This is a genomic window from Stenotrophomonas nematodicola, from assembly GCF_009467805.1.
Classification (GTDB): domain Bacteria; phylum Pseudomonadota; class Gammaproteobacteria; order Xanthomonadales; family Xanthomonadaceae; genus Stenotrophomonas; species Stenotrophomonas nematodicola.
The window spans coordinates 71,059-91,469 of the sequence record NZ_WIAY01000007.1; the positions used below are offsets into that span (position 1 = coordinate 71,059).

General features: G+C 67.2%; 23 protein-coding genes. 11 read left to right on the forward strand and 12 right to left on the reverse strand.

The window, feature by feature from the left end:
• Positions 1-114: 114 nt before the first annotated feature.
• Positions 115-1,677 carry a POT-type proton-dependent oligopeptide transporter gene (locus GDJ08_RS17320; RefSeq protein ID WP_017355355.1) on the forward strand — a complete coding sequence of 521 codons (1,563 nt, stop codon included), beginning with the start codon at positions 115-117 and terminating at the stop codon, positions 1,675-1,677.
• An 8-nt stretch (positions 1,678-1,685) separates the two neighbouring features.
• Entirely contained in the window at positions 1,686-2,309 is a 624-nt protein-coding gene (locus tag GDJ08_RS17325) for a rhomboid family intramembrane serine protease (protein WP_017355356.1), read from the forward strand.
• Between the two features lie 119 nt (positions 2,310-2,428).
• On the opposite strand, the gene GDJ08_RS17330 is transcribed toward GDJ08_RS17325, so the two are convergent.
• Positions 2,429-2,608, reverse strand: a complete 180-nt coding sequence (locus tag GDJ08_RS17330; RefSeq protein WP_037590960.1) for a hypothetical protein — start codon at positions 2,606-2,608, stop codon at positions 2,429-2,431.
• 266 nt (positions 2,609-2,874) lie between these two features.
• Between GDJ08_RS17330 and GDJ08_RS17335 the strand changes: the two genes are divergently transcribed.
• The 3 genes from GDJ08_RS17335 to cfa all read left to right on the forward strand — a co-directional run bounded on the left by GDJ08_RS17335 (position 2,875) and on the right by cfa (position 5,236).
• Entirely contained in the window at positions 2,875-3,189 is a 315-nt protein-coding gene (locus GDJ08_RS17335) for a GNAT family N-acetyltransferase (protein ID WP_017355358.1), read from the forward strand.
• 63 nt (positions 3,190-3,252) lie between these two features.
• Positions 3,253-4,107, forward strand: coding sequence for a DUF3298 and DUF4163 domain-containing protein (locus GDJ08_RS17340; protein ID WP_136003325.1), 855 nt, complete (start codon positions 3,253-3,255; stop codon positions 4,105-4,107).
• A gap of 10 nt (positions 4,108-4,117) precedes the next feature.
• Complete coding sequence (cfa, locus tag GDJ08_RS17345; protein WP_017355360.1) at positions 4,118-5,236, forward strand: cyclopropane fatty acyl phospholipid synthase; 1,119 nt, start codon at positions 4,118-4,120, stop codon at positions 5,234-5,236.
• 69 nt (positions 5,237-5,305) lie between these two features.
• Here the strand turns inward: cfa and GDJ08_RS17350 are convergent, their stop codons facing one another.
• Positions 5,306-7,477 carry a M3 family metallopeptidase gene (locus GDJ08_RS17350; protein WP_153165366.1) on the reverse strand — a complete coding sequence of 724 codons (2,172 nt, stop codon included), beginning with the start codon at positions 7,475-7,477 and terminating at the stop codon, positions 5,306-5,308.
• 188 nt (positions 7,478-7,665) lie between these two features.
• Here GDJ08_RS17350 and GDJ08_RS17355 point away from each other — a divergent pair, with 188 nt between their 5' ends.
• The gene (locus tag GDJ08_RS17355) at positions 7,666-8,148 is read left to right on the forward strand and encodes a glutathione peroxidase (RefSeq protein ID WP_017355362.1); all 483 of its coding nucleotides are present in this window, start codon (positions 7,666-7,668) and stop codon (positions 8,146-8,148) included.
• Positions 8,149-8,152: 4 nt separating this feature from the next.
• On the opposite strand, the gene GDJ08_RS17360 is transcribed toward GDJ08_RS17355, so the two are convergent.
• The 5 genes from GDJ08_RS17360 to GDJ08_RS17380 form a co-directional block, all read right to left on the reverse strand.
• On the reverse strand, positions 8,153-8,692 hold the full coding sequence (locus tag GDJ08_RS17360) for a TlpA family protein disulfide reductase (protein ID WP_153165367.1): 540 nt from the start codon (positions 8,690-8,692) through the stop codon (positions 8,153-8,155).
• A gap of 27 nt (positions 8,693-8,719) precedes the next feature.
• Positions 8,720-9,499, reverse strand: a complete 780-nt coding sequence (locus GDJ08_RS17365) for a ferredoxin--NADP reductase (RefSeq protein WP_017355364.1) — start codon at positions 9,497-9,499, stop codon at positions 8,720-8,722.
• A gap of 92 nt (positions 9,500-9,591) precedes the next feature.
• Positions 9,592-11,463: an ABC transporter ATP-binding protein gene (locus tag GDJ08_RS17370; RefSeq protein ID WP_153165368.1), complete on the reverse strand. Its 1,872-nt coding sequence runs from the start codon at positions 11,461-11,463 to the stop codon at positions 9,592-9,594.
• Positions 11,464-11,594: 131 nt separating this feature from the next.
• The gene (locus GDJ08_RS17375; RefSeq protein WP_136003330.1) at positions 11,595-12,038 is read right to left on the reverse strand and encodes a carboxymuconolactone decarboxylase family protein; all 444 of its coding nucleotides are present in this window, start codon (positions 12,036-12,038) and stop codon (positions 11,595-11,597) included.
• A 35-nt stretch (positions 12,039-12,073) separates the two neighbouring features.
• Complete coding sequence (locus GDJ08_RS17380; protein WP_153165369.1) at positions 12,074-12,970, reverse strand: RNA polymerase sigma-70 factor; 897 nt, start codon at positions 12,968-12,970, stop codon at positions 12,074-12,076.
• A 187-nt stretch (positions 12,971-13,157) separates the two neighbouring features.
• Between GDJ08_RS17380 and GDJ08_RS17385 the strand changes: the two genes are divergently transcribed.
• Positions 13,158-14,675 carry a fumarate hydratase gene (locus tag GDJ08_RS17385; RefSeq protein WP_017356363.1) on the forward strand — a complete coding sequence of 506 codons (1,518 nt, stop codon included), beginning with the start codon at positions 13,158-13,160 and terminating at the stop codon, positions 14,673-14,675.
• A 34-nt stretch (positions 14,676-14,709) separates the two neighbouring features.
• On the opposite strand, the gene GDJ08_RS17390 is transcribed toward GDJ08_RS17385, so the two are convergent.
• The gene (locus GDJ08_RS17390) at positions 14,710-15,258 is read right to left on the reverse strand and encodes an acyl-CoA thioesterase (RefSeq protein ID WP_136003334.1); all 549 of its coding nucleotides are present in this window, start codon (positions 15,256-15,258) and stop codon (positions 14,710-14,712) included.
• Between the two features lie 118 nt (positions 15,259-15,376).
• Here GDJ08_RS17390 and GDJ08_RS17395 point away from each other — a divergent pair, with 118 nt between their 5' ends.
• Positions 15,377-15,952, forward strand: coding sequence for a TetR/AcrR family transcriptional regulator (locus tag GDJ08_RS17395; RefSeq protein WP_153165370.1), 576 nt, complete (start codon positions 15,377-15,379; stop codon positions 15,950-15,952).
• Positions 15,953-15,973: 21 nt separating this feature from the next.
• Here the strand turns inward: GDJ08_RS17395 and GDJ08_RS17400 are convergent, their stop codons facing one another.
• Entirely contained in the window at positions 15,974-16,609 is a 636-nt protein-coding gene (locus tag GDJ08_RS17400) for a LysE family translocator (protein ID WP_153165371.1), read from the reverse strand.
• Positions 16,610-16,783: 174 nt separating this feature from the next.
• Here GDJ08_RS17400 and GDJ08_RS17405 point away from each other — a divergent pair, with 174 nt between their 5' ends.
• From GDJ08_RS17405 to GDJ08_RS17415, 3 genes are read left to right on the forward strand one after another with little or no spacing between them, the layout of a single operon-like run.
• Complete coding sequence (locus tag GDJ08_RS17405) at positions 16,784-17,419, forward strand: glutathione S-transferase family protein (protein ID WP_136003339.1); 636 nt, start codon at positions 16,784-16,786, stop codon at positions 17,417-17,419.
• A 57-nt stretch (positions 17,420-17,476) separates the two neighbouring features.
• Positions 17,477-17,839, forward strand: coding sequence for a hypothetical protein (locus GDJ08_RS17410; protein WP_136003340.1), 363 nt, complete (start codon positions 17,477-17,479; stop codon positions 17,837-17,839).
• Positions 17,840-17,871: 32 nt separating this feature from the next.
• Positions 17,872-18,204 (forward strand): hypothetical protein, encoded by a 333-nt coding sequence (locus GDJ08_RS17415; RefSeq protein ID WP_165699835.1) that lies wholly within the window; start codon positions 17,872-17,874, stop codon positions 18,202-18,204.
• A gap of 27 nt (positions 18,205-18,231) precedes the next feature.
• On the opposite strand, the gene arsC is transcribed toward GDJ08_RS17415, so the two are convergent.
• From arsC to GDJ08_RS17430, 3 genes are all read right to left on the reverse strand, one after another.
• Positions 18,232-18,582: an arsenate reductase (glutaredoxin) gene (gene arsC / locus GDJ08_RS17420; protein ID WP_153165372.1), complete on the reverse strand. Its 351-nt coding sequence runs from the start codon at positions 18,580-18,582 to the stop codon at positions 18,232-18,234.
• The gene (locus GDJ08_RS17425) at positions 18,582-19,748 is read right to left on the reverse strand and encodes a phospholipase A (RefSeq protein ID WP_136003344.1); all 1,167 of its coding nucleotides are present in this window, start codon (positions 19,746-19,748) and stop codon (positions 18,582-18,584) included. Before GDJ08_RS17425 ends, arsC begins: the two co-directional genes overlap by 1 nt.
• 142 nt (positions 19,749-19,890) lie before the next feature.
• Positions 19,891-20,376, reverse strand: a complete 486-nt coding sequence (locus GDJ08_RS17430) for a DUF456 domain-containing protein (protein WP_136003346.1) — start codon at positions 20,374-20,376, stop codon at positions 19,891-19,893.
• Positions 20,377-20,411: the final 35 nt, after the last annotated feature.

Below are 20,411 nucleotides of genomic sequence, written 5' to 3' on the forward strand. Positions count from 1 at the left end.
TCGCCATTGGCCTGCCATGTTCGCCGGCCGCTGTCATGTAGGGCCGCAGCGTGCGCAGGTGTGGGGCTTCCGGTAAGCTCGCGCCCTTTCGTATTCGCAGGACAGCCCCATAGGATGAGCACGATCGCAGCCGCCAGCGCTGGCAAGGGAAAGATGCCGCGCCAGATTCCCTACATCATCGGCAATGAGGCCTGCGAACGCTTCAGCTTCTACGGGATGCGCAACATCCTGGTGCAGTTCCTGATCACCTCGCTGCTGCTGCAGGAGATCACGGCCGATGGCCGGGCCGGCGAGGCCAAGGACATCATGCACAGCTTCATGATCGGCGTGTACTTCTTCCCGCTGCTGGGCGGTTGGCTGGCCGACAGATTCTTCGGCAAGTACCACACCATCCTGTGGTTCAGCCTGATCTACTGCGCCGGCCACGCCTGCCTGGCGGTGTTCGAGAACAGCCGCGAGGGCTTCTTCGTCGGTCTGGGCCTGATCGCGCTGGGCGCCGGCGGCATCAAGCCGCTGGTGGCCTCGTTCATGGGCGACCAGTTCGACCAGAGCAACAAGCACCTGGCCAAGCTGGTCTTCGACGCGTTTTACTGGATCATCAACTTCGGCTCGCTGTTCGCCTCGCTGCTGATTCCGCTGGCGCTGAAGAACCTCGGCCCGCAGTGGGCGTTCGGCATCCCGGGCATTCTGATGTTCGTGGCCACCTTCGTGTTCTGGATGGGCCGCAAGCGCTACGTACTGGTGCCGCTGCCGCCGAAAGACCCGCATTCGTTCGGCAACGTGGTGCGGACCGCGCTGTCGGCGCAGGTGCCGGGCAAGGGCCGTCCGGGCCGTACCCTGGCCATCCTCGGTGCCGTGCTGGCGGTGGCGTCGATGGGGCTGGTGGGCAGCCTGGGCATCGTGATCTGCCTGTGCATCGCGCTGGTGCTGGTGCTGGCCGGCGTGGGGGGCGGAACCTGGATCCAGCTCGACCGGGCCCGGGCGGTGCATCCGGCCGAAGCCGTGGAAGGCGTACGCTCGGTGCTGCGCGTGCTGGTGATCTTCGCGCTGACCACGCCGTTCTTCTCGCTGTTCGACCAGAAGGCGTCCACCTGGGTGCTGCAGGGCCAGCAGATGGCCATGCCGTCGTGGTTCACCGCCTCGCAGATGCAGGCCCTGAACCCGCTGCTGGTGATGATCCTGATTCCGTTCAACAACCTGGTGCTGTACCCGATGCTGCGCCGCTTCGGCTTCGAGCCGACCGCGCTGCGCCGCATGACCGCCGGTATCGCCTTCAGCGGCCTGGCCTGGATTGTGGTCGGTGGCATCCAGGTGATGATGGACGGCGGCAACGTCATGTCCATCTTCTGGCAGATGCTGCCGTACGCGCTGCTGACCTTCGGTGAGGTGCTGGTCTCGGCAACCGGCCTGGAGTTTGCCTACAGCCAGGCGCCGCAGGCGATGAAGGGCGTGGTGATGAGCTTCTGGAACCTGACCACCACCATCGGCAACCTGTGGGTGCTGCTGTCCAACGCGGCGGTGCGCAACGATACGGTGACCCACCAGATCGCCAGTACCGGCTTGAGCGAGGCGGCCTTCCTGATGTTCTTCTTCGCCGGCTTCGCGTTCCTGGCGGCGTTGGCCTTCGGTTGGTATGCACGACGCTATCGTATGGTCGACAACTACCGGATCGCCTGAGCCCCGCCATGACCCCCGTCAACCTGCTGTTGATCGCCATCACCGTCATCGTGTCGTGGATGGCGTTCAAGAACCGCGCCCTGGCCGACCGCCTGATTCTCTGGCCGCCGGCGGTGGACCGCCGCCGCCAGTACGACCGGCTGGTGACCTACGGGTTCATCCACGCCGATCTTGGCCACCTGGCCTTCAACATGATCACGCTGTTCTTCTTCGGCGGGCAGATTGAAGGGGTGATGGTGCAGCTCACCGGCAGCTACCTGACCTACCCGGCGTTCTATCTTGGCGCGCTGGTGGTGTCGATCCTGCCCAGCTACCTGAAGAACCAGAAGAACCCGAACTACCTCAGTCTGGGCGCATCGGGCGCGGTGTCGGCGGTGCTGTTCGCCTTCATCCTGCTCAGCCCGTGGAGCGTGATCTTCGTGCTGTTCATTCCGGCGCCGGCGATCATCTACGCCGTGTTCTATGTGGGTTACAGCATCTGGATGGACCGCCGCGGCGGCGACCGCATCAACCACAGCGCGCACCTGGCCGGTGCCGCATTCGGCGTGCTGTTCATGCTGATGATGCAGCCGAGCATCTTCAACCACTTCCTGCGCGAGCTGGGCAACCCCTCGTTCCGCCCGCTGGGCTGATCGGCGGGGCGGGGAGGGCGGGTGCCGGCCAACGGTCGGTACCTGTCGGGACCGGGATCACCGGCACCCCGCGGCAGGTCACGGCCGTTGGTCGAGACGCGCGAAAACCGGAAGGCCGCTCAGGCGGCCTGTTGACTGTCCGCGCCGTAGGTGCTCAGCAGGCGCGCATAGACCTCGTTGTCGATCTGGTCGAATTCCCAGCCCTGGGTCTGGCCGTTGACGGCCAGCTCGAACAGGCCTTCCAGCAGCGAGCTGTCGGCGTCCACGGGAAGAGCGGGGGGCTGCGGTGCGTTGTCCATGAGGGCCTCCATAAAACGCGGTCGGGCAGGCAGGTCTCGCAAAAGCCATGCCAGCTTTTACGCCCTGTCCGTTCCCTATATCGGCTTGAACCGGGCAGGCTTGAGCGGCATCCCACGCAAACGCAGTCCACCGTGGCCAGGCGCTGACCTCCGTGCGCGCGGCAGGATGTGACGCAGCGCGTCGGTGGTTGTCCCTGTTCAGGCTTCACGCGATCATGGCGGCCGGCTGCGCACTATCGCGTCAGTCGCCGCAGGAGACACCGCTCATGGCTTCGGTCACCCCGCCCGGCTTGGCCTACGAGGTGGAGCACGATGAGGTCCGGCATCGCTTCCAGGCGAGGGTGCGGGGTCATCTGGCGTTGCTGGATTACCAGATTCAGACCCGCAACCGGCGCAAGCGGATGGTGATCACGCACACCGAAGTGCCCGAGGCGATCGGCGGCCGCGGCATCGCCGGTGAGCTGACCCGGGTGGCGCTGCGCTATGCGCGCGAACAGAAACTCAAAGTGGTGCCTGCATGCGCCTATGCCGAAGCCTTCATGCAACGGCACGCGGAATACGACGACCTGCTGGCGGGTTGAGCAGCCGGTCATGCTTCAGGCAACACCGCTCATGATGGTGGGTTACAACAAGGGGATGTAAGGATGGACAACGCAGTAAACCGCCGCGCGCTGCGCGCCAGCGGCGTGGCCCTGGCCGTGATGTTGGCGGCAGGGTGTCAACGCGATACCGATACACCACCGCCGGCCGCACCGGTGGCCGACACCGCCCCGGCCGCGCCCGCCACCGGCATCGTGCCGGCCGACGCGCCGGTGGAGCTTCGCGATGTCATCGAGACCTCCCCGCAGGCGGTCGTGGGTATCAGCTACCCGCCGGATCTGGCCCGCTATCCCGGGCTGGCCAAGGCGTTGAAGGCCTATGCCGACAGCGCCCGTGGCGAACTGCAGCAGGCCGTTGACGGGTTGGGCAACGACACGCCGACCATGCCCTACGAGCTGTCGCTGAGCTTTGAGAAACTGCTGGAAACCCCGCAGCTGGTGGTGGTTGGCGCCGATGGCAGCCGCTACACCGGTGGCGCCCACGGCGAGCCGCTGGTGGCGCGTTTTGTGTGGTTGCCCGAGCAGCAGCAGATGCTGACGGCCGACCAGCTGGTGGCCGATGCCAAGGGCTGGAAGGCGGTCAGCGTGTATGTGGCCGACCAGCTGCGCGAGCGCGTTGCAACGCGCCTGAGCGGGGACGACCTGGAACCGGCGCAGATGCAGGAGTCGCTGCGCAACGCCAGCCGGATGATCGCCGACGGCACGGATGCGAGCGTGGAGAATTTCAGCCAGTTCCAGCCCATTACCGGCACCGACGGCAAGATCACTGCGGTGCGGTTCGTGTTCCCGCCGTACCAGGTCGGTCCGTATTCGGACGGCACCCAGTCGGTGGACGTGCCTGCCAGCGTGCTGCTGCCGTATGTCGGCGCCGCCTACGCGGGCCTGTTCGCGCGCGGCTGACGGGGGCGGCATGGACGTTGGCCTGCAACGACGCGTACAGGAGTTGCTGCACGAGGCCGGCGTCCAGGTGGACGGCGACCAGCCACACGACATCCAGGTGCACGATCCGCATTTCTATACGCGGGTGATGGCGCATGGGTCGCTGGGGCTGGGCGAGAGCTACATGGACGGGCAGTGGGATGCCGGCAGCCTGGACGGGCTGCTGGTGCGCCTGATGCAGGCGCACCTGGACGAACGGGTGCACGGCTGGCGCGAGGTGGCCGATGCGCTGAAGGCGCGGCTGTTCAACCTGCAGGCGGGCTCCGGCAGCTTCGACGTCGGGCGGCGCCATTACGATCTCGGCAACGATCTTTACGAGGCGATGCTGGGCCGGCGTCTGGTGTACAGCTGCGGCTACTGGGCGCAGGCACAGGACCTCGATGCCGCGCAGGAAGCCAAACTTGACCTGATCTGCCGCAAGCTCCGGCTGCGTCCGGGCCAACGTGTGCTGGATATCGGCTGCGGCTGGGGCGAGGCGCTGAAGTTCGCCGCCGAACGCTACGGTGTCTCCGGCGTGGGCATCACCATTTCCCGGGAGCAGGCCGAGTATGCCCGCGAGCTGTGCGCGGGCCTGCCGATCGAGATCCGGCTGCAGGATTACCACGACGTCGAGGAGACGTTCGACGCGATCCTGTCGGTGGGCATGTTCGAGCACGTGGGTGACAAGAACTACCGCGGCTACTTCGAGATGGTCCGGCGCTGCCTGCAGCCCGATGGCCTGTTCCTGCTGCACAGCATCGGTGGCAATCTGTCGCGTCACCGCACTGACCCCTGGATCGCGCGCTACATCTTTCCCAATTCGATGCTGCCGTCGGCGGCGCAGATCACGGCGGCCTGCGAGGGCCTGTTCGTGCTGGAGGACTGGCACAGCTTCGGCCCGGACTACGATCGCACGCTGCAGGCCTGGCGCGCCAACGTCGAAGCGGCATGGCCGCGACTGGACGGGCAGCGTTACGACGAACGCTTCAAGCGCATGTGGCGCTTCTATCTGGCCGGTTCCATGGCCAGTTTCCGCTGCCGCCACGCGCAGCTGTGGCAGCTGGTGCTGTCGCCCAGCGGCGTGCCGGGGGGGTATGTGGCGCCGCGCTAGCCCCGCCTGAAAAAAAACCGCCCGGTGTCCCGGGCGGTTTTCATTTACGTGCCGTTGTTGTGACCGGCCTTACTTCTTGCCGCCACCCTCGGTCAGGCCACGCTTTTCGAGCAGCGGCTCGATCTGCGGTTCGTGCCCGGCGAAGTTGCGGAACAGTTCCATCGCATCGACGCTGCCACCCTTGGAAAGCAGGGTTTCGCGGAAATGGTCGCCGTTCTTGCGGCTCAGGCCACCGTTCTCGCGGAACCACTTCTGGGTGTTGGCGTCGAGCACTTCGGACCAGATGTAGGCGTAGTAGCCGGCCGAGTAGCCGCCCATGATGTGGCTGAAGTACGGGGTCTTGTAGCGCGGGGGAACCGGCGCATAGTAGATGCCGTCCTTCTCCAGCGCAGCGCGCTCGAACGCCATCACGTCCTTGGCGGCCGGGACCTGGTCCGGGCCGATCTGGTGCCAGCGCTGGTCGAGCATGGCCGCACCGAGGTACTCGGTGGTGGCGAAGCCCTGGTTGAACTTGGCAGCGGCGATCACCTTGTCGAGCAGTTCCTGGGGCATGGCGCTGCCGTTCTGGTAGTGCTTGGCGTAGTTCTTCAGGATGACCGGGTTGTCGGCCCACATCTCGTTGACCTGCGAGGGGAACTCGACGAAGTCGCGCGGCACGGCGGTGCCGGAGAAGTAGGGATACTTCACGTTGGAGAACATGCCATGCAGGGCGTGGCCGAACTCGTGGAAGGTGGTGCTCACCTCATCCCAGGTCAGCAGGGTCGGCTGGCCCGCCGGCGGCTTTGGAATGTTGAGGTGGTTGGCGACCACCGGCTTGAAGCCGGTCAGGGCGGACTGGGAGACGTAGGAGTTCATCCAGGCGCCGCCACGCTTGGAGGCGCGGGCGTACGGGTCGAAGATGAAGATCGCCAGCTGGCTGCCGTCGGCATCGAACACGTCGTAGACGGTGACGTCGTCGTGGTAGACGGGCAGGTCGGTACGCTGCTTGAAGGTGAGGCCATACTCGAGGTTGGCGGCGTGGAAGACGCCGTCCTCGAGCACGCTCTTCATTTCGAAGTAGGGCTTGAGCTGGGATTCGTCGAAGTTGTACTTGGCCTGGCGCACCTTCTCGCTGTAGAACGCCCAGTCCCATGCTTCCAGGGCGAAGGTCGGCTTGCCGGCGGCCTTCTGTTCCTTGTCGATCATGGCCTGCAGGTCGGCGGCTTCGCGCCTGGCGTTGGCGACGGCGGCCGGGGCGAGCTGGCCGAGCATGGCGTTGACGGCTTCGGGGGTCTTGGCGGTCTGGTTGGTGAGGTTGTAGGCGGCGAAGTTGTCAAAGCCCATCAGCTTGGCCTTGTCGGCGCGCAGCTGCATGATGCGCGAGACCAGCGCGGTGTTGTCGAACTGGCCACCGCGGCTGCCGCGGGTGATGGACGCTTCGTAGATCTTCTGGCGCAGGTCGCGGTTGCGCAGGTTGGTCAGCGGCGGCTGGCCGGTGGTGTTGAGCAGGGCGATGACATACTTGCCGTCCAGCTTGCGGGCCTTGGCGGCTTCGGCGGCGGCAGCGATCTGCTCGGCCGAGAGGCCGTCCAGCTGCTTGACGTCGTCGACGATGACGGCGGAGGCATTCACTTCGTTCTGCACGTTCTGGCTGAACGTGGTGCCGAGCTTGGCCAGCTCGGCGTTCATGGCCTTGAGCTTGGTCTTGTCGGCGTCGTTGAGCTTGGCACCGGCGCGGACGTAGTTGTCATAGTATTTTTCGACAAGGCGCACGCCTTCGGCGTCGAGGCCAAGCTGGCTGCGGGTGTCGTACAGGGTCTGGATGCGCGCGAACAGTTTGCCGTTCAGGGCGATGGCATCGCTGTGGGCGGCGAAGCGGGCGGAATAGTCGGCCTGCAGCTTCTTGCGCACGTCATTGGTGTCGGCACCGACCAGACTGAAGAAGACGGTGGTGGCGCGATCCAGGATGTCACCGCTCTTTTCGAGGGCGATGAGGGTGTTGTCGAAGGTCGGCTTGGCCTTGTTGTTGGCGATGGCCTCCACTTCCTTCAGCTGCTGGGCCATGCCGGCGTCGAAGGCGGGGGCGAAGTCGCTGTCCTTGATCTTGTCGAACTGCGGGTAGTGCAGCGGCAGCGGGCTGTCGGCGAAGAACGGATTGGCCTGCTGGGCGGTGTTCGCGGCCGGGGTGGCGGCGACGGCGGAGTAGGCGGGCAGGGCCAGGCCGAGGGTGACGGCGACGGCAAGGGCAAGACGGGTGGTCAAGGGGGGATTCTCCGGTCAGACAAGTGCCCGAGATTACCGCGATGTGAGGGGCCCGGGCTTGTGTCGAAAGACATGGCATGCGGGCGTGCGGCGGCGGCGGCGGTGAGGTTGCCGCCGGGCGCGGGCCGGGTCGGGCCGCGCCAACCCGCACGGCGCTAAGATGCCGGTTTCCGCAGGAGCCGCCGTCCATGACCACCGCCTTTGATTTTTCGTTCGTGGATCTCTCGGGCCAGCCCCAGGCGCTGGAGCAGTATCGGGGCAAGGTGCTGCTGCTGGTGAACGTGGCGAGCAAGTGCGGGTTTACACCGCAGTACGAGGGCCTGGAGGCGCTGTGGCGCGAGTTCGGGTCGCGCGGGCTGGTGGTGATCGGGTTTCCCTGCGACCAGTTCGGGCACCAGGAGCCGGGCAATGCGGCCGAGATCGCCCAGTTCTGTTCGCTGACCTATGCGGTCGATTTTCCGTTGTCGGACAAGGTCGCGGTCAACGGGCCGGCGGCGCATCCGCTGTGGCAGTGGCTGAAGGCAGAGAAGTCCGGGGTGCTGGGAACGCGCGGGATCAAATGGAACTTCAGCAAGTTCCTCGTCGGACGCGATGGACAGGTGCTGGCGCGGTACGCGCCGACGGATACGCCGGCGTCGCTGCGCGGGGATATCGAGGCGGCGCTGGGCTGAGCAGTCAGCCGCCAGCCCGGCGGTTGCGGACCTCGTCGGGCAGCAGGGCGGTGATTTCCTCGAGGATCTTCGGCAGGGCCTGTTCAGAGTAGCCCCGGTGGACGTGGGCCACGCGGCCGTCATGGTCGAGGACGAACATGTGCGGCAGGGCTTCGATGCCGTACTGGTCGGAGACCAGGCCGCGGCTGTCGTGGATCCAGGTCAGCGGCGGCGACTTGCGACCGCGGGCGATGGCCAGGAAGTCCGCGCGCGGTTCTTTGACGTTGACCGCAAACACCTGCAGGGCGTCGGTGCCGACGATGTCCTGCAACTGGCCGAGCACCGGCAGTTCCTTGCGGCACGGGCCGCACCAGGACGCCCAGAAGGTCACGATGACGACCTTGCCGCGATGGGCGGCCAGGTCGACAGGTTCGCCCTGGCGGTCCTTGCCGAGCAGCTGGGGCGGCAGGTCGCCGGCCTTGGGCGGCTCGGCGGTGGCGGCGCTGGCGCCCAGGCTGATCGCGAGCAGCAGGCACGCGAGGGCGGGGCGGATCATCGTGATCATCGGCAATGCTTCCTTGCGCGGGCGCGCTTATTTTTCCACGAAGGCGCGTTCGAACACGTAGTGGCCGGGCGTACCGATGCGCGGGGACGTCTGGAAGCCGCGGGCATCGAGGACGCTGCGCAGGTCGGCCAGCATCTGCGGGCTGCCGCAGATCATGGCGCGATCGTTTTCCGGGTCCAGCGGCGGCAGGCCGAGGGTCTTCTGCATCTCGCCGCTTTCCATCAACGAGGTCAGGCGGCCCTGGTTCGGGAACGGCTCACGGGTGACGGCCGGGTAGTACAGCAGTTTCTCGCCGATCATCTCGCCGAGGAATTCGTGCTCGCGCAGTTCCTTCTCGAACAGGTCGCGGTAGGCCAGGTCCTTTTCGAAACGCACGCCGTGGGTGAGGATCACCTTGTCGAAGCGCTCGTAGGTTTCCGGGTCCTTGATCACCGACAGCCAGGGTGCCAGGCCGGTGCCGGTGCCCAGCAGGTACAGGTGCTTGCCCGGGTGCAGGTCGCTGATCAGCAGGGTGCCGGTGGGCTTCTTGCCGACCAGGACCTTGTCGCCTGGTTTGATGTGCTGCAGGCGCGAGGTCAGCGGCCCGTCCTGCACCTTGATGCTGAAGAACTCCAGGTTCTCTTCCCAGTTGGCGCTGGCGATCGAATACGCGCGCAGCAGCGGGCGCGTGTCGGTTTCCAGGCCGATCATCACGAACTGGCCGTTCTCGAAGCGGAAACCGCTGTCGCGGGTCGTGGTGAAGCTGAAGTAGGCGTCGGTCCAGTGACGGACCTCAAGCACCGTTTCGGCGCCGAAAGCGGAAGACATGGGGGTGGGGTCTGATCTGTGTTGTCCCGCCCAGTTTATCTCAAATGAGATAAATTCTCATTGACTGGCCGGAAACGCATGCGGAAGGGGCCTCAACGATACCCGGCAGCCTGCAGCTCGAACAACTCGGCGTAGCGGCCGCCTTCAGCCATCAGCTGGGCATGGGTGCCGCTGGCCTCGATGCGGCCGCCGGCCAGCACCAGGATGCGGTCGGCCATGCGTACCGACGAAAAGCGGTGCGAGATCAGCACGGCGGTACGGTTGTCGGACAGCTCCTTGAAGCGCTGGAAGACCTCGAACTCGCTGCGCGCGTCAAGCGCGGCGGTCGGTTCGTCGAGGATCATCACCTGCGCGTCGCGCATGTAGGCGCGGGCGATGGCGATCTTCTGCCACTGGCCGCCGGACAGGTCCATGCCCAGTTTGAAGCGGCGCCCGATCAGCTGGTCATAGCCGCCGGGCAGGCCGGCAATGACCTCGTCGGCCATGCCGCGACGGGCCGCATCGCGGATCCGCGCCTGATCGCCCATCGCCTCGACCAGGCCGACGCCGATGTTCTCGCCGGCGCTGAGGTTGTAGCGCACGAAGTCCTGGAAAATCACGCCCATGTTGGCGCGCAGGTCGTCCAGGTCGTAGTCGCGCAGGTCGCGCCCGTCCAGCAGGATGCGGCCTTCGTCCGGGTCGTACAGGCGCGCCAGCAGCTTGACCAGGGTGGTCTTGCCGGCGCCGTTCTCGCCGACCAGGGCCAGCACTTCGCCGGCGCGCAGCTCGAAGTCGAGATGGCGTACGGCCCATTGCCCGGCATCGGGGTAGCGGAAGCCGACGTTCTCGAACACAAAGCCCTGGGTGATCGGCTGCGGGATGGCGATGGCATCGGCGCGCGAGTGGATCTCCGGCTGGATCTGGAAGAAGGAGAACAGGTCGTCCAGGTACAGCGCCTGCCCGGCTACCTGCGAGAAGCCGATCAGCAGGCCCTCCAGCAGCTGGCGCAGGCGCAGGAAGCTGCCGGCCAGGAAGGTCAGGTCGCCGATGGAGAAATCGCCGCGCACGGTGCGCCAGGCGATGTAGGCGTAGGCGGCGTAGTAACCGAGCGTACCCAGCGCGGCCAGCAGGGTGCCCCAGAACGCGCGCCGCCGCGCCAGCGCGCGGTTGGCGCGGAAGAACCTGTCGGCCAGGGTCTTGTAGCGGTCGATCAGGAAGCGGTGGAGGTTGAAGATTTTCACCTCCTTGGCCGTTTCCACGCTGGCCCCGATCTGGCGCAGGTACTCCAGCTGGCGGCGCTCGGGCGTCCACTGGAAGTTGAGGCTGTAGCCGGCCGCGTTGAAGTGCGATTCGCCGATGAACGCCGGCACCAGCGCCACGGCCAGCAGCAGGATCAGCCACGGCGCATACACCAGCAGGCCTACCGCGAGGCTGGCCACGGTGATGCTGTCCTGCACCTGGCCGAACAGCTGGCTCATCAGGTTCATCCGGCCCATCGTCTGGCGGCGCGCGCGATCAAGCTTGTCCTGCAGGTCGGGGTCCTCGAAGTCTTCCAGGTCCAGCTCGGCAGCGTGTTCCATCAGCCGGACGCTGGTGACGTTGGTGAACAGTTCCGAGAGCAGTGTGTCGGCGTAGTTGACCAGGCGGCCAAGCAGATCGGACACGATCGCCAGGCCGAACTCCAACGCCAGCAGGCCGAGCAGCGGGTTGAGCAGGCCGCTGGACGGCGCCTCGCCGAACGGCGGGAACCCGGCTTCGTGCTGGCTCAGGTGCAGGGCCGCATCGATGATCAGCTTGCCCACGTACAGCATCGACACCGGCAGCAAGGCGCGGATCAGGCGCAGGCCCAGGCTGGCGCTGGCCAGTGCGGGACTGGTCTGCCAGACCTGGCGCAGGAAGGGGGGCAGGTTGCGCATCGCCTGGAAGCGTTCGCGCAGGCTCGGGTTCTTCTGGCCGGGAGTGCCGGCAGCGGGGGAGGCGGGCATGGGCGCTATTGTGCGCGCCTGCGCCGTGGCGGAACGATGAATGCGGTGCAATCCCGCCTCACCCTGCGGATATCGCGATGCAAGGCGTGCACCGTGCAGTGCCGGCCAGCGGCCGGCACTGCCGGGATCTCTTACGGCAGCGGCGGCAGCAGTCCGGCGCCGAGGCGGTTCCAGGCGTTGATCACCGCGATGCCCATGCTCAGGTCGCTGATGCCCTTCTCGTCGAAATGCGGCGTCAGTGCCTCGAACGCCGCGTCGGAGGGTGCACCGTCGGGCAGGCGGGTCAGCGCTTCGGCCCAGCCCAGCGCGGCGCGTTCGCGCGCGTCGAAGAAGCGGCTTTCATGCCACGCCGGCAGGGTGTCCAGTTTGCGCGGCTCGATGCCGCCCTTGCGCAGCGCGGTGCCGTGCATGTCCATGCAGTAGCCGCAGCCGTTGATCTGTGACACGCGCAGGAACACCAGTTCCATCAGCGTGGGATCGACCGGGCTGTCATGCACGGCCTTGCTGGTGGCGAGCAGGCCCTTGAACGCGTCGGCGGCCAGGCGGGTGTAGGGAACGCGGGGAGAAGCGGACATCGTGGACTCCGTGACGGCCCCGATGGCCGTCTTCATCAGGAGGACGCGGCAGCGTGGCGCGCTGTGACAACCGCGCCGAGCTTGTCCGGATTCAACACGCTCAGCACCCGCACGATGCGCCCGTCGTCCACGGTGACGGTGGTGACCGAATGCAGATGCCCGTCGTCGAACCGCAGGATCGCCGGCTCGCCGTTGACCCAGCCGATGCGCCCGGGGTGCGAGCCGTTGCGGCGGGCGATGGCCCAGAACAGCTGGGCGATGCGCTCGGCGCCCAGCAGCGGGCGGATCGCGGCGGTCACCCGTCCGCCGCCGTCGGACACCATCTCCGCATTGGCGTGCAGCAGCGACAGGATCGCGGCCTGGTCCCCCTGTTCCGTGGCCTGCATGAAGCGCTCCAGCAGCGTGCGGTGCTGCGCGGCGCTGACCGCGAAGCGCGGCCGCCCGGTCTGCAGGCGCTGCCGCGCGCGATGCACCAGCTGGCGGCAGTTGGCCGGGGTGTGGTCGAGCAGCGGGGCGATCTCGGGGTAGTCGTAGTCGAACACGTCCTTGAGCAGGAAGGCGGCGCGCTCGTCGGGTCTGAGCTGCTCCAGCAGCGCCAGGAAGGCCACCGAGACATCGTCGGCGTGGGCATGGCGCTGCGCCGGGTCGTGCATCGGATCCGGGTCGAGGGCGATCTCCAGCGGTTCGGGCAGCCACGGGCCGACATAGTCGATGCGCGCGTTGCGCGCGGCCCGCAGGCGGTCCAGCCCCAGCCGGGTGGTGGCGGTGACCAGCCAGGCTTCCGGGTCCCGGATGGCAGTGGTGTCGGCCCCCTGCCAGCGCAGCCAGGCGTCCTGGACCACGTCCTCGGCGTCGCTGCGGCTGCCCAGCAGTCGGTAGGCGAGGGCAAACAGGCGCGGGCGATGGGTCTGGAAGGTATCGGGGGTGTGCATGCAGGGAGGACGCCGCAGCGGGCGCTGCCGTGACAGGAGGTTGGGGGTTGTCACTGTGCCTCAAATCGCAGCGTTGCGAGTCATTCTCACCCGTGGCTCCGGTCGGCACGCGGGGGCAGCATCGGTGGACCGCTGGGGGTAAAATGGAGGGCTAACCCCCCGCCAGCCTCCAGCAAGCGAGCAAGTCGTGACATCGATCAAGCAGGAAGACCTCATCCAGTCCATCGCCGACGCGCTGCAGTACATCTCGTACTACCACCCGGTCGACTACATCAAGAGCCTGGCCGCAGCCTACGAGCGCGAAGAGTCGCCGGCCGCCAAGGAGGCGATGGCCCAGATCCTGATCAACTCGCGCATGTGCGCCGAAGGCCATCGGCCGATCTGCCAGGACACCGGCATCGTCACCGTGTTCCTGGAAATCGGCATGAACGTGCGCTGGGACGACGCCACGATGGGCGTGGAAGACATGGCCAATGAAGGCGTGCGCCGGGCCTACAACCACCCGGACAACAAGCTGCGCGCCTCGGTCCTGGCCGATCCGGCCGGCAAGCGCGTCAACACCAGGGACAACACCCCGGGCGTGGTCAACGTCAAGGTCGTGCCGGGCGACACCGTCGAGGTGATCGTCGCGGCCAAGGGGGGCGGCTCGGAAGCCAAGTCCAAGTTCGCCATGCTCAACCCGTCCGATTCGATCGTGGACTGGGTGCTCAAGACCGTGCCGACGATGGGGGCTGGCTGGTGCCCGCCGGGCATGCTCGGCATCGGCATCGGCGGCACCGCCGAGAAGGCGATGCTGCTGGCCAAGGAATCGCTGATGGAGCCGATCGACATCAACGACCTCAAGGCGCGCGGCGCCTCCAACCGGGCCGAAGAACTGCGCCTGGAACTGTTCGACAAGGTCAATGCGCTGGGTATCGGCGCGCAGGGCCTGGGAGGCCTGACCACGGTGCTGGACATCAAGGTCAAGGACTTCCCGACCCACGCCGCCAATCTGCCGGTGGCGATGATCCCGAACTGTGCGGCGACCCGCCATGCACACTTCACCCTGGACGGCAGCGGCCCGGTGATGCTGGACCCGCCGTCGCTGGAAGACTGGCCGCAGATCACGTACGACGCCTCCAAGGGCACCCGCGTCGACCTGGATACGATCACCCCGGAAGACGTGGCCAGCTGGACCCCGGGCCAGACCCTGCTGCTCAACGGCAAGCTGCTCACCGGGCGCGATGCCGCGCACAAGCGCATGGTGGAGATGCTGGACAAGGGCGAGCCGCTGCCGGTCGACCTCAAGGGCCGCTTCATCTACTACGTGGGTCCGGTCGATCCGGTGCGCGACGAAGTGGTGGGCCCGGCCGGCCCGACGACCGCCACCCGCATGGACAAGTTCACCCGCCAGGTGCTGGAGCAGACCGGCCTGCTGGGCATGGTCGGCAAGGCCGAACGCGGCCCGGCGGCAATCGAGGCGATCCGCGACAACAAGTCCGCCTATCTGATGGCGGTCGGCGGGTCGGCGTACCTGGTGTCCAAGGCGATCAAGGCGGCCAAGGTGGTCGGCTTTGCGGACCTGGGCATGGAGGCGATCTACGAGTTCACCGTGCAGGACATGCCGGTCACCGTGGCCGTCGACGCCACCGGCGAGTCGGTGCACATCACCGGGCCGCGCGAATGGCAGGCCCGCATCGGCAGCATTCCGGTGGTCGTTGCCTGATCCAGCGGGGTGCCGGCCACCGGCCGGCACCCCGTTACAGCGCGCCGTCGCCCTTCATTGAGGCGTCCAGGTCCAGCAAGGCCTGGGCGGGGTCGTTCAAGGGCGGTGAAACCGCATCGCACACCCCGACCGCGCCGAGCAGGTCCTCGGCGCTGACGAAACGGCGTGCCCGACGATCGTAGAACCCGGCCAGCAGCAGGGCGCGGGTGGCGACCACCTCATCGTTGCCGATCAGTACACGCTGCTGCATCACCATCCGCGCGTCCTGCCAGCCGAGGACGCGGGTTTCCAGAGTGAAGGACTGGAACAGCTTCAACTCCCGTCGGAAGCGTACCGCCCCGGCACCGACGATCGGCGCCCATCGGTTGCGCAGGGCGGCCCGTCCGATGCCATTGCGCAGGATCAGGTCGATGCGGCCAAGGTCGAACAGCGTCCAGTAGCGGCCGTTGTTCATGTGGCCGTTGACATCCAGGTCGTTGAGCCACACCCGCGAGCGGATCCGCGAGATCCCGTCCGGGGCCGACAGCCGCGGACGCCACAGGGAGCTCAGCAGCAGCCACAGCAGACGGAACCAGAGATTCATGCCGGAACGCCGGAAGGGCGGGGCAGAGCGGGGGTACGGCGCATGGAGGCTCCGAATATGACGAGTGTAATAGTCAATTACGGTAGGCTATGACGACTGTCATGGCAAGGGTCACCGCATGCGCAATCGACACACCAATCCGCGTGGGCGCGTGGTCGTGGCCGCCGTGGAGATGCTGGCCCGGCATGGCCTCAATGCCACCAGCATCCGTGAGATGACCAAGCGCGCCGAGGCGCCGCTGGGCTCCACCTACCATCACTTCCCGGGCGGCAAGCAGCAGGTGGTGGTGGAGGCGATCGAGCTCGCCGGTGCGCACGTCGGTGCGCGTCTGGAGCGGCACCTGCAGGACGGGGCGCTTGCCGGGCTGCGTGCCTATCTGGCGGCGTGGCGGCAGAGCCTGATCGCCACCGAGTTCCGCCGCGGCTGCCCGGTGATGGGTGTGGCGGTGGAGGAGCCGATCGACGACATCGCCGTGGAGGCGCTGGATGCCGCCGCCGCCGCGTTCGGCGACTGGCAGCGCCGGCTGGCCGCCGCGTTGCAGGTGCAGGGCCACGCGGCGGCCACTGCGGCGCGGCTGGCCACCCTGATCATCGCCAGCGTTGAAGGGGCCATCGTGATGTGCCGGGCGCAGCGGAGCATTGAACCCTTCGACCACGTTGCCGCGCAGTTGGAGGCACTGGTCGCCACGCCCTGAACATTGCGGCGGGGGCGGCGCTCATCGTCGCGCGTCGAACAGCATGCGCAGGGCAAGGCCGCCGAGTACTGTGCCCATCACCGCGCGCTGCAGCGCCTGCCAGCGCGGCCGGTCGGCCAGAAAGGCGGCCATGCCGCCGGCCACGCCCACGATCAGCGCGTTGACCCCCAGGCTGATGGCGATCTGCAGCGACCCCAGCGCCATCGATTGCAGTGCAACGCTGCCGTGTCCGCCGGGCTGGATGAACTGTGGCAGGAGCGACAGGTACATCACCGCGATCTTCGGGTTCAACAGGCTGGTCAGCAGCCCCATCGCGAACAGGCGCGGTGGGCGGTCAGGTGACAGCGCACGCACCTGGAACGGCGAACGGCCACCGGGGCGCAGCGCCTGCCAGGCCAGGTACAGCAGATACAGCGCACCGGCAATGCGGAGTGCGTCGTAGGCATACGGCACGGCCATCAGCAGCGCGGTCAGACCCAGCGTGGCGCAGGCCAGGTAGGTCATGAATCCCACCGCGATGCCACTCAGCGAGATCCAGCCCGCCACCCGCCCCTGGCTGACCGAGCGCGAAATCAGGTAGACCATGTTCGGGCCCGGTGTGAGCACCATCACCAGTGCGACCAGAGCGAAGGCGAGCAGGGCGGAGGCGTCCGGCATGGTGCTGTACCGTGGAGAAGAACGGGCGAGGCGGCACATGCTAGGCGGCGGCATCGGGCGCCGACAGCGACAGTCCCCTGCAATGTCGCGTGGCATCTGTACCCGGTCGGCGCGGCATCGCATCGGCCGGCGCCGCAGCGCATACTCGGCGTTTTCCCCCGACAGGCAGCGCCCATGCAGATCACCCTCTACGGTTCGCCCAGCACCGCATCGCTGGTGGTGCACTGGCTGCTGCTGGAACTGGCGTTGCCGCATGAACTGGTGCTGCTGGATTTCGAGGCGCGCGAACACAAGACGGCCGACTACCTCGCGCTGAACCCGGCCGGCGTGGTGCCCACGCTGGTGCTGGACGGCCAGGTGCTGACCGAAGCGGCGGCGATCGCGCTGCACCTGGCCGATCTGCACCCGCAGGCGGGCCTGCTGCCGCCGGTGGGGAGTGCCTCCCGTGCCGAGGCCTACCGCTGGATGTTCTGGTGCGCCAACAGCGTGCAGCCGGCATATCGGGCGTGGTTCTACGCACATGAAATGGCCGGCGCGGCGCATGTTGAAGCGACCCGGCGGCACGCGCGCGAACGCCTCGAAGCGGCGTGGCAGCGGCTGGCCGATCACGTGGAAGCGAGCGGCCCGTACATGCTCGGCGAGCAGGTGAGCGTGGTGGATTTCATGGTGGTGATGCTGCTGCGCTGGTCGCGCGGCATGCCGGCACCGAGTGATCGCTGGCCGGTACTGAAGGCCTACGCAGACCGCCTCAAGGCGCGACCGGCATTTGTTGAGGTGTACCGCCGCGAAGGCATCACCGACTGGCGTTGAGGCGCGGCAGCCCCGCGCGTATTTGCTACAGTCGGGGCGCCATCATGGAGGATCGGAATGCGCTGGACTGCGGTGCTGTGGTGTGTGGGCGTGTTCGCCCTTGCGGGGTGCCGGTCGTATGAGATCGAGCGCCCCACCACGCCGGCCGGCACGGCATGCATGGTCCCCTGCGACGCGCAGGCGTTGCGCTGCTCCACCGATGCGCGGCTGGAGGCCGAGAGCAGCCACGCGATGTGCCTGGCCGGCCAGGAACGCCTGCAGGACCGCTGCTCGGGATACGCCAGCGACAGCGAACGGCGTCGCTGCGAAAGCGCCAATGGCGGTGCGGCCTGCCTGCCTCCCTCGCCCGACACGTCGGCCTGCACCCAGCGCTGGGAGCGCTGCGCGCTGGCGTGTGGCGGGCGCATGATCGAACGCTGACCCTCCCTTCGACGGAAACAAGGAGCACGCCCATGTCACGGAACGTCTGCATGCTGGTGCTGTCACTGCTGCTGGCCGGTTGTGCCAGCAGCGGCGACCCTGCCGCCGACACCGGGTTCACCGCCGGCGCGCAGTGCGCGATGCAGTGCCAGGCCAGTTACCGCAGCTGCATGGCCACGCCGAAGGAAATCCACGACCGCAGTTGCGAGCAGCAGATGGCACCGCAGCCGGACAAGCGCTGCAAGGACATCCAGCATCCCGAGCTGCGCCGCTCCTGCGAGCTCAAGGCGCACGCGTGTCAACAGAGTGGCGTGCAGATCGGCTGCGAAGAGCGGCGTTCGTCGTGCATGTCCGGGTGCGGCTGACCCGGCAGGCAGGCCGCCGGCCGGTGGCTACGCGAGCAGGTCGCGCACCGTTTCCGGCGGGCGGCACAGCCGCGTACCGCGCGGGGTTTCCACGATGGGGCGGTTGATCAGTGCCGGATGGGCAGCCATTGCCTCGATCAGGGCGGCATCGTCCAGGGTCGGATCATCCAGCCCCAGGTCGGTGTATGCCGCTTCCTTGCTGCGCAGCAGTGCGCGCGGGGCGATGCCCATGCGTGCGATCACGGCGGCCAGGGTCGTGCGGTCGGGCGGGGTGGCGAGGTAGTCCACAATCGTCGGTTCGATGCCTGCCTCGCGGATCAGCGCCAGTGCCCCGCGCGAGTTGCTGCAGCGCGGGTTGTGCCAGATCGTCACCGCCATCAGTACCACTCCAGCAGTGACACGCCCACGCCCACGTAGGTGGCCTTGTGGTTGTAGTCGATCATGCTCTCGCCGTAGCCGTCGAACACCTGTACGTGGCCGCGCAGCAGGTTGCTGATCGGAAACCCGTAATCGAGCTGCACCGCACCGTGCGAACGATCGCCGCCGCGCAGCGAGTGGCGCGCCATCAACGAGACTTCGTGGCCGTTGCGGTTCCAGGTCAGGGTGGCGTCGCCGCGGCCCATGTAATCCTCGATGTCCGGATTGTTGTCGTCCTTGCGGTCTTCCGGAATGCGGTACCACGGGCGCAGCACCAGCGCCCAGTTCTCGCGGTCCAGGCCGATGGTGGCGATCACCCGGTTCCAGCTGCGCGAGAGCGGGTCGGGGCGGCCGTTGGACATGTGGTTGAGGCTGATCCCGCTCATGCGACCGCGCCAGCCACCGATCGAGTAGCCGTTGCGGAACATCATCATCACTTCCGGTTCGTAATTGGTTTCGCGGAAGGGACGCGAGTTCTCGGCGTTGTAGGCCTGCCAGCGCGAGCTCTGGGTGTATCCGGCCCAGATGTCGCCGTTGTTGCCGAACACGTTCTCCACGATCTTGGTCTTGAAGCTGAGCTGGAACTTCAGTTCGTTGCTGTCCAGCAGCTGCGGCGTGGTGACCGTGTTGGCCGGGTTGGGCGATTGCGGCGTCTGGTTCTTGTCGCTGGTCCAGAACGCCGGCAGCAGGTACACCGGCTTGTAGGCGCGCAGCTGGAAGGCGCCGAGCTTGGAGTCCTGGGCCAGTTCCCAGCGGCTGTCCAGCAGCGAGCCCTTGCCCGCGTTGGCCAGGGCAGCCTGGTGGCCATCGTTCTGGAACAGTTCGCCGAAGCGCTGCTTGACCCGCTGCCCCGTGGGCGCATCGGCATCGGCGCTGCGGGCGGCCTGGCGTTCCTCGCGGCGCGCCTGCTGGGCCGCCGTGGCGGCCGCATCGGCGGCCACGGTGACGCCGCGGGTGTGGCCGAACAGCGTGTCGTAACAGGCCAGTCGCGCGGCGTCGGTGTCCACCAGCGCACAGGCTTCCGGTGAGGCCGGGGTCGGCGCCGCCTCCTGCGCGGCCAGCGGCAGGCTGGTGGCAGAGGCGGCCAGGGCCAGGAACAACGCGGAACGGGGGAGCGGAAGGGTCATGAACACGGGGCCAGGTGACAAATAGTGAATGGGATTGCCGCCACAGTGTCGCCGGTGCTCTGTTTTCATGCCAGCGCGCGGCCATCACCTGCTGCTGCGACGTTATGCCCGGCGACGACGTGGCGAGGGTGTGAAAGCGCCTTCAGAAAAACCACGCGAACGCGAACAGGCCGAGCATCGCGATGGCCAGCGCCAGCTTCAATGCCACGCCCAGCAGGATGCCCAGCCAGGTGGCCAGGCCGACCTTGGTCGAGCGGCCCAGTTCGCGGCCATGCCAGTACTCGCCAAGCAGGGCGCCGGCCAGCGGGCCGAGGAACAGCCCCAGCGGCATGAAGAACAGCCCCACGATGCTGCCGATGAACGTGCCCCACAGCGCCTTGCGGCTGGCCCCCACCCGTTTGGCGCCAACCACCGTGGCCAGGATGTCCACCGCGAAGGACAGGGCGGTGAGCAGCCCCAGCACGACCAGGGGCAGCCAGCCCACGTGCGCGAACCCGTCCACCCATGCCGCAAGCAGCAATCCGGCGAACACCAGCGGGATGCCGGGCAGCGCCGGCAGGATGACCCCGGCGATGCCGGCGAGCACCAGCAGGATCGCTAGCAGATACAAGATGAATGAGAGGTCCATGCTGTCCAGTATGGTGTGGTAAATGGGGTTGACAT

Bases quoted from the DNA above. Each gene is read 5' to 3' on its own strand.
- arsC (WP_153165372.1), bottom strand. From the start codon at position 18,582: ATGGCGGTGACGATCTGGCACAACCCGCGCTGCAGCAACTCGCGCGGG.
- GDJ08_RS17425 (WP_136003344.1), bottom strand. From the start codon at position 19,748: ATGACCCTTCCGCTCCCCCGTTCCGCGTTGTTCCTGGCCCTGGCCGCC.
- GDJ08_RS17410 (WP_136003340.1), top strand. From the start codon at position 17,477: ATGCGCTGGACTGCGGTGCTGTGGTGTGTGGGCGTGTTCGCCCTTGCG.
- GDJ08_RS17355 (WP_017355362.1), top strand. From the start codon at position 7,666: ATGACCACCGCCTTTGATTTTTCGTTCGTGGATCTCTCGGGCCAGCCC.
- GDJ08_RS17365 (WP_017355364.1), bottom strand. From the start codon at position 9,499: ATGTCTTCCGCTTTCGGCGCCGAAACGGTGCTTGAGGTCCGTCACTGG.
- GDJ08_RS17375 (WP_136003330.1), bottom strand. From the start codon at position 12,038: ATGTCCGCTTCTCCCCGCGTTCCCTACACCCGCCTGGCCGCCGACGCG.
- GDJ08_RS17430 (WP_136003346.1), bottom strand. From the start codon at position 20,376: ATGGACCTCTCATTCATCTTGTATCTGCTAGCGATCCTGCTGGTGCTC.
- GDJ08_RS17360 (WP_153165367.1), bottom strand. From the start codon at position 8,692: ATGATCACGATGATCCGCCCCGCCCTCGCGTGCCTGCTGCTCGCGATC.
- GDJ08_RS17330 (WP_037590960.1), bottom strand. From the start codon at position 2,608: ATGGACAACGCACCGCAGCCCCCCGCTCTTCCCGTGGACGCCGACAGC.
- GDJ08_RS17405 (WP_136003339.1), top strand. From the start codon at position 16,784: ATGCAGATCACCCTCTACGGTTCGCCCAGCACCGCATCGCTGGTGGTG.
- cfa (WP_017355360.1), top strand. From the start codon at position 4,118: ATGGACGTTGGCCTGCAACGACGCGTACAGGAGTTGCTGCACGAGGCC.
- GDJ08_RS17400 (WP_153165371.1), bottom strand. From the start codon at position 16,609: ATGCCGGACGCCTCCGCCCTGCTCGCCTTCGCTCTGGTCGCACTGGTG.
- GDJ08_RS17335 (WP_017355358.1), top strand. From the start codon at position 2,875: ATGGCTTCGGTCACCCCGCCCGGCTTGGCCTACGAGGTGGAGCACGAT.
- GDJ08_RS17340 (WP_136003325.1), top strand. From the start codon at position 3,253: ATGGACAACGCAGTAAACCGCCGCGCGCTGCGCGCCAGCGGCGTGGCC.
- GDJ08_RS17325 (WP_017355356.1), top strand. From the start codon at position 1,686: ATGACCCCCGTCAACCTGCTGTTGATCGCCATCACCGTCATCGTGTCG.
- GDJ08_RS17320 (WP_017355355.1), top strand. From the start codon at position 115: ATGAGCACGATCGCAGCCGCCAGCGCTGGCAAGGGAAAGATGCCGCGC.
- GDJ08_RS17380 (WP_153165369.1), bottom strand. From the start codon at position 12,970: ATGCACACCCCCGATACCTTCCAGACCCATCGCCCGCGCCTGTTTGCC.
- GDJ08_RS17390 (WP_136003334.1), bottom strand. From the start codon at position 15,258: ATGAATCTCTGGTTCCGTCTGCTGTGGCTGCTGCTGAGCTCCCTGTGG.
- GDJ08_RS17395 (WP_153165370.1), top strand. From the start codon at position 15,377: ATGCGCAATCGACACACCAATCCGCGTGGGCGCGTGGTCGTGGCCGCC.
- GDJ08_RS17370 (WP_153165368.1), bottom strand. From the start codon at position 11,463: ATGCCCGCCTCCCCCGCTGCCGGCACTCCCGGCCAGAAGAACCCGAGC.
- GDJ08_RS17415 (WP_165699835.1), top strand. From the start codon at position 17,872: ATGTCACGGAACGTCTGCATGCTGGTGCTGTCACTGCTGCTGGCCGGT.